Genomic DNA, 12,674 nt, shown 5'->3' on the forward strand with positions numbered 1-12,674 from the left:
AGGATTCCAGATTTGGCAGACCTCGGCTGGCGCCAGGACGGCTCCGCCACAAAATCTCACCCGATGCATAAGAACGGATCGGCGCCCATCGTCTCGCGCACCAGCGCGGCCAAACCCTCGGCGCCCTTGCGGAAGTCCACTGGCTTCGTCGCGACCATCACCTTGACCGCCCCCGTCGGCCCGATCACGAGGTCCGCCTTCAGCGCGCGGATTACTGCGGCCACCGTCTTGATATCGGCGCCCCGGCCGACGCGCATGACGATGCCGTCGATCTCAAGCTCGATCATACCGGCATCTCGGGTGGCTTGCCGTTTCCGCTGCTTCGGTGAACGGCTGACTACAGGTTCCGCCGCCGCCAACACCGTCGGCACAAAGGCAGGAGAATCTTGCTGCACCGAAGTGGCCTTTTTGCGCGCTTCGCGGCGCCAGGCGAAGACCTGCTGCGGCCTAAGGCGATACCGACGGGCGGCCTAGGAAATGATTGCGTTCGGCTCCAGCGTCTCCGCGATGATCCGCGCCTTGTCATCCACCGACCAGTGACGCCGACCGCCGGCACCGTTGATCACCACCCCTTACTGTGTTCAAGCTCGATGCGCCTTATCGTCAGCGAAGCGGGAGTCGGCCCGAATTCCGCACAGTGGTTAAGGTAACGGGCCCGCTCAGGTTGCAAATCTGCCGAATAGGCCGCTACGCGTTCCACCGGAAACGAGCGTCCGCGCATTTTATTACAACCGACAAGCCCTGATTGCCAATCATCACCACGCGGGGATTTTCATTCCGAGAGTGCTGGCTCGGGCCGTGCGTTCCTTTCAGACAAATTCAGGAGCGATGCGTCTAAGCGCAGCTCTCAGTGCTTCCGCTAACCGATCACCCCATTTGATCTGATCGGCCGGTTCCGTGATCATATCCTGCCTAATTTCCAACTCGATTCCGAGCAGACCTCGATGTTCCGCGTAGACGGGGACTGCATAATCCGACTCATTTTCCAGCGCGTAAGGCTGATTGAAGCCAATGTCGAGATCGCCCGCCATCTTGAATTCTTCGGCCAGCGCGTCTGCCAGGCGGCGATCTTCGTTGAAAAGAAGGCCTAGGTGCCAAGGGCGCGGCGTCGGGTAGTCGGTGTGCCAAGGGGTGAAACTGTGGACGGTCAAGATCACCGTTGGACGTTTCGCGGCAAGACGGGTCCGAACCACATGCTCGATCCTCGCTTGGTAGGGATGAAAGATCTCAGACAGGCGCATGGCAGCAGCCGGTACAGTTAGATCCAGATTCCCCGCGATAGTCGTTCCGTCGGTCATCGTGACAAATGCTGTCGGGTTGTGGGGTGGACGATTGCAGTCAACGATAAGCCGGGAGTAGCGCTGGTAGATCAACTCGGCGTCGAGTCGTTCGGACACCCGTCTACTGACGCCGAGAGCACCGATGTCGTAAGCAATATGACGTATGAGATCGGCTGGAGAGACGCCAAGAGACCCGAGCGACTTAGGGATCAGCCGACCAGCATGATCGCAGAGCAGAAGAAACGGCGATGATCCTGTCGGGCAAACATGCCCAACCGGGTTAGGCTCATCCGGCCCAAGAAGCCCATCCTTCCAACGGTATCCGGGTACATCCTCTAGTTCGATAGGTGCTTGGAGTAGGTGCCGTGGCATTGGCTTCTCAGTTGCGAGGGCAGATCGGTTGCGAGGGCACCAATCGACTCTAAGATCGGCAGGCGATCAAGATGCGCGGCTATGATCAAGGCGATTGACGAGCCCTCTCTTAGATACCATGGCACGACATGCAAGTTCCGGCGCCTCGCCAGAAACCTCGTCTATCGATCGGACTGAGTGAAAGCCAATCGCCTGTTCAGATATCTCGCTGTGTCCGATGTTGATACGTTTCATACTGTTGGGCTAGACAACTCTAATTGAGCGGTAGCAATTCGAGAATTCAAAGCAGATGACACACGGCAGGGTGAAGCAGAAATCGACCTTGGTCGACCCAGTGATAATTTCACACCCGTCGCCCACTGCCGACCAAAGCGTTGCGCGCTATGCGCGCTTCGAAGCCACCGCGAGAGGTTCCCGTCACGGCGAGCCCGAAATACTCATCAAGAAGCGCGAGCACACGCTGCGTATCGTTGCGGAGCTTCTCTAGCCCGTACATCTTCACGACGTATTTGGCCAGCGATTGGAGAACGCTCTCCTCGTCTTCTGCCTGGAAGACGAATGGGTCTGTAATTCGCTGCACAGTCACCTCATCGAACTGCGCAGCAGCGAACAGATCAAGAACCTCGCCCGCGGTGAAATGAGGATAGTCGTGTGGCGTCACCGAATGAGTTGACACTACGTCAGCGAACCAGCGGGCGGTGGCTGAACCCTCTTCGAAGTCATGAAGAACGAAGACGCCACCGGGCCGAAGAATTCGCGCAGCCGCTTGGACAGCGGTGGTGCGTTGAGCGTGCGGGATGTGGTGCGTGCCGTAAGCCATCAGCACACCGTCCACCGACCCGTCTTTAATCCAGAACGGATCGGTCGCGCTTTGCCAGATTGCGAAAAGGCCGTCGCGGATGCAACGGTCCACCATGAACTGAGAGATGTCAGAGTTGATGAACGTCGGGCAGCGCGCCGCACCCAAGATCTGATGGGCTACCTTGTTCACGTAGCCGTCACCGGCGAGAAGATCGCAGATGATCATTGATGAACAAAGTCCGTCGCAACCATTGGGGTGCATCTTGCCCAGAAGATCCATCACACCCTCCGATCGTGCCAGCAGCGACAGTTGGATGCTATCGAGGTAATCCGCCCCACGCCCTTCCGAGGTGAACTCATTGCGCGAGAGATTCGCCAGATTTGTAAGGCAGGCGGATGACTCTCTAGCTATTCCGGGCTCGATCGCCTTGAAGGCCAGCGGGTCGATCTTTTGCAACTGGACGAGGTCCGAATTCAAATTATTGCGAAACATTGTAGTTCTCCCTGGTGATTGTTTGCCAGCGAACAGATCGACAGTTCCCTGCCGGATCTCAGCGATGAAGGGTGGAATGATTTACTTTGCAGACCGCCTCCGTGATATAGCAGCACTGCTCCACGAGCGGAGGCGAACGAGCGTGGCCGAACCCTTTCCGGCCAAAGTCCCCGCATCGAACCAGAAAAAGTTGTCTAAATCAAATGACATAGAATTTTCCTGAACTCGAACTCTCGACAGTCTCTTACACAATTATACGTCACATATTCTGAGTAAACATTATAGCTTACAGCAATCATGCATACCTTTTGCAACGCGATTTTGATGAATGTGAAATAGGGATATGCGCCTGTTCGGTAGTTACCCACCCCTTCTTGCTGCACGGTAGCGCGTCCTCGTTGTCTTTGCCCGGATACGTTTGCCGCAGTATACATATCAAGCGAGAGAGGAATGTTTTCACCGACGAGATATTCAATTGCTGGCGCAAGGATAGTTGGGTCCCTAGTTGAGTGCGCCGGACCCTACAAGGAAATCGAGAAATGGCTTACCGGCCTCGTCCCAGATTGTCGCTCCGAGGGCCTTCGTAAAGACGGTTGGAAACGACCGGCAATAGCGACGAACGTTAGACTCATGAGCTTCGAAAATGTCGATATCAATTAAAGGGCCTCTCTGGTGCGTCTTGCGATCAAAGCTGCAGGTTCTATGTTCACGCATTCCAAACCATTGAGTTGACGATTAGCTACGGCCAATCTCGGACTTAAAGCGAACTTACCATGGTCAGCGACTTGCATTCGCAAAGAGTCTGTAAACTTGTTTGACGAATCTGTTGCAACGCTTGGGATAGCGATACCTTGACAGTCAGTACCCGCCTTTGCGGCAGCGCTATCGGCGGCGTTGTTGGCATGGGCGACTGACATAACCGCACCGGTTTTCCAGCATGACTGCAACCCCGATGTTTGGGTATTTCTCTAGCAAGCTGTTGAAAAGGCACTCGCCACCGGATCGCAGCGGTAATTCACTGGTTCCGAAGGGATTCGGAAGTGACGTGCGCGGCGGCGACGATCGAGCTGGCGAACTGTTTAGCTATGTTGACCTTGAGGCGCGGGTGCGGCGCAATCATCCGTTGCGGGCGATCCGGTGGCGGGCGGGCGTAAGTCGAAGGTCAGCAGCAGTCGACTGCGCATCGACGCTGATAGATGCGCAATCCATCCGCATTAAAGGTCGGTCCTCCAAAGTCAGGTCCACCAGAGAACAAGATCCGGCCGCGCAAACCCGAAAAAGCTGTTCAGCAACAAGCGACGCTTTCCGTTGCCTGGTTGACCGGTAACCCCGTGAACGAAGCCGCCATCGATCAAAGCGATATCCCCGGCCTTGAGCTGGATCTCGCGGCAAGGAACGGCCTCGAGATAGGCTGCCGAGTAGGGATAGCCGGTGGTTTCCACGCCCTGCGACTTTCGGTCGGCAACTGTCGGCTTATGGCTCCAGAGCCTCAGATTGCCGCCTTCCTCGGGCATGCTCGGATAGAAGTTAAATGCTGCGACAGTGTTGTGCGCCACGGAAGAAAGCTCATAACCATTGCCAGCACATAAGACTTGAGCGACGTCGTCGTGGGGGTCCAATGAAAATGCGCCGCTGCCAGACCAGTTGATGGCACGACAAACATTGGCCTGACCGTGTTCTGAACGGGCCAGTCGCAGTTCGATGCCCTGGTTGTGAAGCTCGCGCTTCAATGCGCTGAATATTGCTCGGACCGGGTCAACCAAATTCTTAAACAGGGCCTCGACGTGCGGCCGCGCATTTTCGGCCTCTGCGAAATAGGTGGCTGCATCCTTCCTGTAGTGGGATGCGCCAACATACTGTCCTGGCACTCCATCCTTTCGCTGCTTGAGACCGGTACTGGCACTGAAGTTCGCGCTGATCTCCTCGGCTACTTCAGTGCTGAAAGCCTGCTTGATGTGCAGAGCGGTCGTCTCGCCTTTCAGGACCGAGATGATGTCAGCAGTGCTGATCGAGCCGGTCCGGTGTCTGATCGAAACAGGAGAGATGGCGGGCGGTTGAGGAATCTGATTACGCATTGTCTTGCTCCTGTAGTGCGTGGTCAAGAATGGCGACGCCGTTATCAAGTTCGACATCGGTGATGGTTATCGGCGGGAGGACTTTGATCACGTCGCGATTTGGCCCTGAGGATTCGATAAGCAGGCCATTCTCGAACGCGACATCGTGCACGCTGCCGACCAGGGCCGGTGAACGGAACTTGAGGCCAGCCATCAGACCGCGGCCCCGTTTTTGTTCAATGTATCTGGGAAATTTCGCGACGAGGCGGTCAAGGTGCCCCTGCAGTTTGGCCGCTGTCTGTTCCACGCCTGCAGTAAACCGGCTGTCCGACCACATTTTGGACATGGCCCCTGCCGTCACGAAGGCGAAATTATTGCCTCTGAAGGTCCCGCTATGTTCTCCGGGTTTCCATATGTCCATGTCGGGGCGAATAAGGACAATGGAGAACGGACTCCCTGAACCGCTCAGTGACTTGGAAAGGCACACGATGTCGGGTTCGATTTTGGCGAACTCGAAGGAGAAGAAATCGCCTGTTCGGCCCGCACCCGCCTGGATATCGTCGACGATAAAAACAATGCCATGCTTGCGGCAAATGCGCTGAATTTCTATGAGCCAAGCCGCGGATGCGGCGTTCATGCCCCCTTCTGCCTGGATGGTCTCCAGAATGATTGCGGCTGGCTTTTCTATGCCGCTCCCTGGGTCGCTCAAAACGCAATCAATGTAATTGGCGGAATCGAACGCTTGGCTCGGATAGCCGTCAAATGGGATACGGATCACATCGTGGCGCGCAACGCCTCCCAGCTCTCTGGTGGACGCCGACCCCGAGATCGCTAGCGAGCCGAGCGACATACCGTGGAACGCATTTGTGAATGCCATGACGCTCGAGCGGCCGGTATACTTTCGCGCAAGGGCCAGCGCCGCTTCGTTGGCGTTTGTGCCCGTCGGCCCAGGAAACTGTATCTTGTAGGAAAGCCCCCTGGGTTTCAGGATCGAATCCACAAAGGCTTCAATGAAGTCACGCTTAGCCACCGTATGCATATCAAGCGACAGCACAATGTTCTCACCGATAAGATATTCGATTGCTGGTGCCATAATATTCGGGTTGTTGTGTCCGTAGTTGAGCGCGCCGGAACCCACAAGGAAATCGATGTGAGGCTTGCCGGTCTCGTCCCAGATCGTCGCCCCCAGTGCCTTCGTAAAGACTGTGGGAAAGGCCCGGCAATATCGGCGAACATTGGATTCATGAGCCGTGAACGCGTTGATGTTCATCTTTAGGTCCTCTGCACGGAGATCATTCACGGGGAGAGTGATAAAACTTTCTGCTCGTGGTGAATGTTCTTCATGTCACATTGACACCAGAATCGTCGGATTGACTTTTTTGGGCCGGTACTTCGCGGGAATTCTAATTGGTGTGGCTATCTCTCTTAAAAATACCCCATTATTGCGTTGCTCCAGAGCTGATACCTAGGGTGAATGCGGTGGACAACATATAGATTTTCCGGACAAGCACCGATACTACGGCATCGGGTAGTTGACGGATCAGCCCCATCGCCCCTGCGAGAATTCGGCCGACCAAATCATAGGAGTCGTCCGACCGCTGGAGCACGTCACCACAGGCTGTGGAGCGCGGCGATCGCGAAGCCGCTCGCGAGCGCCCTCAACAGTGCCGCAGCGAGCGGCATTGCGGCGGTCATCCGGTCATCGATGTTCCCCGGCAAAGCTCGGTTGCGGGTCTTAAAGGAATCATCGACGACCGATGGCATGAGGAACCTGCGTGCGCTCTTGGCCGGTCTCTTGCGCGACATGATAGGCCTTCTCGGCGAGCGAGTGATGGATTTGGAGGTTGCGGCAGCCATCGGCGCCGCGTATGACGAGGCTCGAGCTCCACGACAGGCCGCGCACCGAGCTCGCCGAATCTTCCTTTCTATGGTTCGATAATCCCAAGTTCCACAGCTTTCGCAGCAAGTGCCGTTCTGCGGGTCGTGTCCAACTTCCGCATCACGTTTTTCACATGGAAATCAACCGTGTTTTGGGACCGTCCTAATATCGTCCCTATTTCCCCTGACGTTTTTCCTTTCGATATCCAATGAATGCACTCTCTTTCCCTATCAGAGATCTTATAGGCGTGCTCCGATGACCTCTGCGTTCCGAGCTTCGCAACCCTCAGATGAAACTGTACTGCGGCAATTTGCAGATAGGTGATCGCTCTATTTTCCAATTCGCCGTCCGAGGATTTAGCAAAACACATAAGCTTAAAGCTGCCAGCGGGACCATGTAATGGAACGGTAACGCCTGACTTCAAGCCGAACGTCCCCGCCTCGTCCAGGACGCGGCGTTCATTTTCAGTCGTGCTTTCGTGGGTATAAACCTCACTCCACCGGAAGGGCCCTACCCCCTTTCGACCTTTCTTGATGAGCGGGTCTATTTTGGCATAACCCATCTTTAAGTAGCGCTCCTGCCATTCATCAGGGTAATTCCACATCATCGCAGAGTCCGGTCGGGTCGGCTTCAAAACCTTTTGTTCTGGTGCAAGGGGGCCATAGGCTATCCACGGGCAATCGAAATTCAGCGCAAACGCGGACAACAATTCGAACAACTGTTCGGATTCAGCGACATCATTAGTCGTGTCGAGGAATAGGCTTAACTCGGCCGCAATCCGCGAGAATTCCATGATCTCTCCTTCAGTTGCGTTCTCATTGGTGCGAGCTGCTCCAGCCCAGCATCCCAATTGCGTGGTGGAATCTGAGTCCTGGCTCCTCCCCTGTCGACAGAGCTTCAAGAGTCGTGCCAACTTGGGCGCAAAGCTTTTCTTCAGATTGCAATGGGCTGGGTAAGGTACCCAGGAGATGAACCGAACGCACTTTGTCGCGGAGTGAACAGTCGTTGGGTCGCAGAATGGCAGCGGAGCACGAACTCAACGGCCTCGTGTCTCTCGACGGCCAACCGCCCAGGGAGGAATTTGGTCGCGAGCCTCTGCGCGTAACGCTCTGAATTATTTACCAGATCATCGACCGTCCGCGGAATTGGCTCCGGCCTTTCCGGTTCGGCACTGTCGTGGACACGTCCGGCACGGCAGGGCGGCATACGCGAGCTGTCGCCCGTCAGCCGTTACGGAAGGTGTAGCCGTAACCATTGATTGCGGGCGCGCCACCCAGATGGGCGTAAAGGACCCTCGACCCCTCTGGAAAGAAACCTTTCTGGACGAGGTCGATCATCCCTTGCATCGATTTGCCCTCATAGACCGGATCGGTGATCATACCCTCGAGCCGCGCGCACAGACGGATCGCCTCCTTCGTTTCCTCGGACGGAACGCCATAGCGCGGGTACGCGTAGTCCTGGAGCAACACCACGTCAGCCTCGACAAGTTCCGTTTCGAGCTCGACGAGCATCGCTGTACGTTTGGCAATGCTAAGCACCTGCGCCTTGCTCTTTGCTGGAGTGGCGGATGCATCGATACCGATCACGTTGCGCTGTCGACCGTCCTTCGCGAACCCGACGATCATGCCGGCATGCGTTGAACCTGTGACAGTGCTGACCACAATGTAGTCGAAGGCAAAACCAAGCTGTTTCTCCTGGTCGCGCACCTCGTAAGCGAACCCCACATAGCCAAGGCCACCGTATTTGTGGACAGAGGCCCCGGCCGGTATCGCATAAGGTCTGCCGCCCCTTGCCTTGACATCATGGAGCGCTTCTTCCCAACTGTAGCGGATACCTATGTCAAAGCCCTCGTCGACCAGGCGCACCTCTGCGCCCAAGATGCGGCTCAAAAGAATGTTGCCGACCCGGTCGTAGACGACATCGTCATGTGGAACCCAGCTCTCCTGAACCAGAAGACATTTCATGCCGATCTTGGCCGCGACCGCTGCGACCATCCGGGTGTGGTTGGACTGCACGCCCCCGACGGTGACCAGCGTATCAGCATCTGACGCGATCGCATCGGGAACGATGTATTCGAGCTTGCGCAGCTTGCTTCCACCGAACGCGAGACCTGAGTTGCAGTCCTCGCGTTTGGCGTAGATCTCTACCTTGCCGCCCAGATGTTTGCCGAGGCGGTCGAGCTTCTCGATCGGCGTTGGGCCAAAGGTGAGCGGATAGCGTGGGAACTTTTTCAGCATGTTTTCTCCAGCAGAGGTATTCAAGCTGAACTATCTCCAGCCTAGGTCATGGGCGTTCGTGCTGAGCCAGCTATGTTCTGGAACGTTGTAGAAGTGACTCACATCATCGCCGGCGTCTCCGTTCGATCGACCGGTGCCGGCGTGCTGCGAGCCTCCTATGTGCGTGGCGAACGCAAACAGCTTCACCGAGCATGTTGCCACCCCTGGCCAGTTCCGGCCCACCTGTATTCTTGTCCTATCAATTCGATGTCTCTTGTTGGGCGTGAACGTGAGTTCCGCTCTGTCACTACGCCTCAACACAGCGTCAACACACAGCGCAGTCAGAACGAGCTGAGATACATCTGAACATTCATTCCTCAACTCGTCATCTTGTGGCGGCTGGTTCGAACTGCGTTGGCCTACCCTTACCTCTGCTCGACAAGCACACTGGACCGCCAGAGCAGAAAGAGCACGCTGCCGAAATAATCCCTCTGGAGCAGTAGCGAACAGGCCAGCGTAGCGACGACGGCTAGACGGATCGCGTGCTAAGCGAAGAGAACGGACACAGCGTTGCCGCTCCAACCACCGCCGCGAGTCGACTAAAGATGATGAGGTCCAAAGTCGTTCTCCTATCCCGTCATTGATGCTGCTCATGCTGCAATCTGGTCGGCCGCGACATGCGTCTGGCAGTTCTTTGGGCAGACACGGCCACAGGCTCCGCAGCCAATGCAGCGGCCGGCATGGTCCACTACCATGACCATACGATTGAGCTCACCGTCGAAGTCGTCGTCTTCCCCGTCGCAGATGCCGAGGATTTCACCCGCGTCATCCACGCCGTGAAGATGCATGACCTCGCGCGAGCAGACCTTGAAACAGCGACCGCAGCCGATACAGATTTTCTCGTCTATAGCGGCCAGATATTCCGGCACCCATTTGGAGCCGTCGCGGGTGATGCTCGTCATCGTAAGGTCCTCATTTTGGCGAGCTCTCTCCGGGCACTATTCAACTCGGCATAAACAGCGTGCGCTGTCTCGGCGACTTCCGCTATCTCAGTCCATTTGTTCGGGAGGCCCTCGGCAAGGTCGCGCAAGTTCGTCTTGGCAATCGCCGCGCGCAGTTGCAGCTTTCGGACTTTCTTCAACATCTCATCCAGATTTGACATGAGCCTTCCTCGAAAATTCGGTTTCATCCTCGCAACGTCGGACAGGCAATGACCGCAGTCGCATCGTCGCCCAGTTTCGTACCGGTGCGGGCAAGTTTCCGGAAAGTCTCGAAGACGACGCGGTGGACGTCTCAAACGATTAACTGCCCGCCCGTGAAAACCCCGAAACCCCGATCGATTTCATCATTGTTGGCGATGTGGTCACGCAAGAGCGCTCCTCGATCACAATCCCCGCTGCTGTGTGAAATATGTCGAGCCTACACAGCAGAATCGCCAATGATCGGGATCTGAAGGACGCAGTTTTTCGTGATGATGAAGCCGACCAGCAGCTCGGTCATTTGCCCTGGCATCGCCTGTCCTGAGCTCGGATCAGCGCCAGGAGCCGTTCGATGGTCGACGGGCAGGATCAAGCGCGGTGTGAGACATATCGTTTCCTCAATTCAGTGTCGTCTCAGAGGGCGAGCTCTGCGTTCGGCTGCGCCAACTTCGGGCCCGCTTACGCGGCCGCCCCCCGGCTTGGCCGGGCCGGGTTCCAGGTAATGCTGTGCTTGGGCCGACCTTGAACATGTCCTGGACTGTGACGTCCTCCGCGATAGCTTAAATTCTCGTCGAACATCGCGTCCGCGGCGAACCGTCTCTGGAGGTCGTTGACGCCCCAGCCTTGACCTACAGCAACGATCCCCTCGGTGCTGCATGGGCATACTTGCTGCGAGCGGGCTGCATGCATTGGGCGAATTGACCAGGGTTCGATTCCACTTGTCATGCCTTTTGCAATCTCTGCTCATGAGGCCACTCCGCTTTAGTGTTCAGGAGCCTTGATTGCGGTGCCACACAGAAGTCCCCGCAACAGACGTTCTCACCCGTGTAGTCGGCCAGGGCTTGAAGCAAGGGGCTATGGTGTGTCTGTTTGATGTGATCAGGCATTGGCTCCGGAATATCCAGCGATTTCAGTGCCGCTTCGATCAACTCGATCGCGCGAGCGTTGTTGCCGCTCTCGTGGTAATACTGAGCTACCGGGAGGTAGCAACGGAATTTAAGGCGCCCGTCGCCATCCGGGGGATTCAGTGTCAGGATTTGTTCCGAGAGCGTGTTGCCTATCGCAAAGCGCTCAGCACGGGGAAGATGGGAGTTGTCTATCGCGGGATCGAAGAGCTGATTCAGGGCCATGACCATCCAAGACACGGCCTCGTTTTTTTTGTTGATCGCGTCCTCGACTAACTGGCGCATGACTGGCAAGCCGCTCTGCATGTCCCGCAGCTTGTGAAGCAGAAGATTCGCTTGAGTTTGCCGAAACCCGATATAGTCCGGCATCAATGCCAGGCCTTCTTCAACTGCCGAGAGTGCGGCCGGCCAATCCTCGGCCTGTGTGGCGGGCTTAAGTTTGGCGTATATCGGTTTGGTCCGGGCCCGTTCGCGCGCTGTGCGTTGGCTAGTAGCGAACCGCCTTATGTCGGCGGCCCTCGCTTCATTGCTGCTGCGCCAGCTGCCGTTCAGAACTTTGGGTAAAACCTCATCGAGTTCCGCCGGGTGTCCGATGAAAGCGATGCGGCCGTTGCCATCAACCAGGAACGACTCAGGGATTCCGGGAGAAGAACTCGCCTGCATCCATAGTCTGTTCATTTCACCGGTAAAATCGAACGCAATCCGGTAATTCAGATTCAGGAACCTCTCGGTCAGCCACGCATCCAACTTGGTCCGCGCCTCGTCTGCGGTTGGAGCCTGTTCGCTAGTTGCGATTCCGACGACCTCGAATCCACTGTCTTGATATTCCTCTTGCAGCTGCATCAGATTGGGTATAGCCGCCACACAAGGTCCGCACCAAGTCGCCCAAAATTCGACCAGACAGACCTTGCCGGGCTGAAAGTTCGTGATGGGTTCGCCACGCAGCCAAGTGTCCACTTTGATTGGCGGAGCGGGGGACTCAATACGCAACACCGTTTCGTTCTCCAAATTCCCACACCTTTCCTGGCGCTTATGGGTTAGCTGGTCGTTCTCTCTCTCAAGAGCGGAACACACGAGTTGGCAGGCAACCAATCCGGCTTGCGTGTTCTCATGCGGTCAGCCCTCACGAGTATTGCCGCAAAGGCCGTGCCAGCACGCTTAGTGCCCGTTAACTCCATGGTTACCCCTTTGAAACCTCATAGGCCCAGTTGGCCAGCTGTCTTCGACCCGACAAGTTTCTGCCGGCTGTAAGTTTTTGGACACCGCAACCACTCCTGCGTAAGAAACCGAACAGCTTGGCTCTCTTCTGCGGTCAAATGGCTCGGCTCCTCCAGCAGCAGCATTTCGGCGCCGTTCGAAAGGGCGGGGCTAGCTCCGCGACTGGCTCCCGCGTGCAACGACTGAGTGCCGCCCGGTTACGGTTGAGCTTTTCTGCTAAAGCCGTTGTCGATGAGGCCCAGCGTCGAGTGCGAGCT

11 protein-coding genes and 2 pseudogenes are annotated in these 12,674 nt (G+C 56.5%); all 13 read right to left on the reverse strand.

From position 1 onward, the window contains the following. Window positions 1-71: 71 nt before the first annotated feature. Window positions 72-188: pseudogene (gene tnpB / locus FJ423_RS00005) on the reverse strand (IS66 family insertion sequence element accessory protein TnpB); the annotation flags it as partial. Window positions 189-809: 621 nt separating this feature from the next. Beyond that, on the reverse strand, window positions 810-1,652 hold the full coding sequence (locus FJ423_RS00010) for an N-formylglutamate amidohydrolase (protein WP_084015730.1): 843 nt from the start codon (window positions 1,650-1,652) through the stop codon (window positions 810-812). A 343-nt stretch (window positions 1,653-1,995) separates the two neighbouring features. Further along, window positions 1,996-2,946, reverse strand: coding sequence for a methyltransferase domain-containing protein (locus tag FJ423_RS00015; protein WP_064993510.1), 951 nt, complete (start codon window positions 2,944-2,946; stop codon window positions 1,996-1,998). Window positions 2,947-3,365: 419 nt separating this feature from the next. Further along, window positions 3,366-3,603, reverse strand: a pseudogene (locus FJ423_RS34550) (diaminobutyrate--2-oxoglutarate transaminase); the annotation flags it as partial. Between the two features lie 578 nt (window positions 3,604-4,181). Then, window positions 4,182-5,021 (reverse strand): hypothetical protein, encoded by an 840-nt coding sequence (locus FJ423_RS00030; protein ID WP_064993511.1) that lies wholly within the window; start codon window positions 5,019-5,021, stop codon window positions 4,182-4,184. Continuing rightward, on the reverse strand, window positions 5,014-6,270 hold the full coding sequence (gene ectB / locus FJ423_RS00035; protein ID WP_064993567.1) for a diaminobutyrate--2-oxoglutarate transaminase: 1,257 nt from the start codon (window positions 6,268-6,270) through the stop codon (window positions 5,014-5,016). The genes FJ423_RS00030 and ectB overlap by 8 nt, the downstream gene beginning before the upstream one ends. A 338-nt stretch (window positions 6,271-6,608) precedes the next feature. Beyond that, window positions 6,609-6,806 carry a hypothetical protein gene (locus tag FJ423_RS00040; protein ID WP_064993512.1) on the reverse strand — a complete coding sequence of 66 codons (198 nt, stop codon included), beginning with the start codon at window positions 6,804-6,806 and terminating at the stop codon, window positions 6,609-6,611. Window positions 6,807-6,925: 119 nt separating this feature from the next. Continuing rightward, window positions 6,926-7,672 (reverse strand): LuxR family transcriptional regulator, encoded by a 747-nt coding sequence (locus FJ423_RS00045; protein ID WP_064993513.1) that lies wholly within the window; start codon window positions 7,670-7,672, stop codon window positions 6,926-6,928. Window positions 7,673-8,102: 430 nt separating this feature from the next. After that, window positions 8,103-9,116, reverse strand: a complete 1,014-nt coding sequence (locus tag FJ423_RS00050; RefSeq protein ID WP_064993514.1) for a 1-aminocyclopropane-1-carboxylate deaminase — start codon at window positions 9,114-9,116, stop codon at window positions 8,103-8,105. Window positions 9,117-9,520: 404 nt separating this feature from the next. Further along, window positions 9,521-9,634, reverse strand: coding sequence for an exopolysaccharide production repressor protein (locus FJ423_RS34715; RefSeq protein ID WP_140688170.1), 114 nt, complete (start codon window positions 9,632-9,634; stop codon window positions 9,521-9,523). Window positions 9,635-9,745: 111 nt separating this feature from the next. Then, on the reverse strand, window positions 9,746-10,057 hold the full coding sequence (fdxB, locus tag FJ423_RS00060) for a ferredoxin III, nif-specific (protein WP_064993515.1): 312 nt from the start codon (window positions 10,055-10,057) through the stop codon (window positions 9,746-9,748). Then, entirely contained in the window at window positions 10,054-10,257 is a 204-nt protein-coding gene (locus FJ423_RS00065) for a CCE_0567 family metalloprotein (RefSeq protein ID WP_064993516.1), read from the reverse strand. The genes fdxB and FJ423_RS00065 overlap by 4 nt, the downstream gene beginning before the upstream one ends. Before the next feature lie 759 nt (window positions 10,258-11,016). Next, window positions 11,017-12,192: a redoxin family protein gene (locus tag FJ423_RS00070; protein ID WP_064993568.1), complete on the reverse strand. Its 1,176-nt coding sequence runs from the start codon at window positions 12,190-12,192 to the stop codon at window positions 11,017-11,019. Window positions 12,193-12,674: the final 482 nt, after the last annotated feature.

Source organism: Mesorhizobium sp. B2-8-9 (assembly GCF_006439475.1).
GTDB lineage: Bacteria > Pseudomonadota > Alphaproteobacteria > Rhizobiales > Rhizobiaceae > Mesorhizobium.

Bases quoted from the DNA above. Each gene is read 5' to 3' on its own strand.
- FJ423_RS00010 (WP_084015730.1), bottom strand. From the start codon at position 1,652: ATGCCACGGCACCTACTCCAAGCACCTATCGAACTAGAGGATGTACCC.
- FJ423_RS00015 (WP_064993510.1), bottom strand. From the start codon at position 2,946: ATGTTTCGCAATAATTTGAATTCGGACCTCGTCCAGTTGCAAAAGATC.
- FJ423_RS00030 (WP_064993511.1), bottom strand. From the start codon at position 5,021: ATGCGTAATCAGATTCCTCAACCGCCCGCCATCTCTCCTGTTTCGATC.
- ectB (WP_064993567.1), bottom strand. From the start codon at position 6,270: ATGAACATCAACGCGTTCACGGCTCATGAATCCAATGTTCGCCGATAT.
- FJ423_RS00040 (WP_064993512.1), bottom strand. From the start codon at position 6,806: ATGTCGCGCAAGAGACCGGCCAAGAGCGCACGCAGGTTCCTCATGCCA.
- FJ423_RS00045 (WP_064993513.1), bottom strand. From the start codon at position 7,672: ATGGAATTCTCGCGGATTGCGGCCGAGTTAAGCCTATTCCTCGACACG.
- FJ423_RS00050 (WP_064993514.1), bottom strand. From the start codon at position 9,116: ATGCTGAAAAAGTTCCCACGCTATCCGCTCACCTTTGGCCCAACGCCG.
- fdxB (WP_064993515.1), bottom strand. From the start codon at position 10,057: ATGACGAGCATCACCCGCGACGGCTCCAAATGGGTGCCGGAATATCTG.
- FJ423_RS00065 (WP_064993516.1), bottom strand. From the start codon at position 10,257: ATGTCAAATCTGGATGAGATGTTGAAGAAAGTCCGAAAGCTGCAACTG.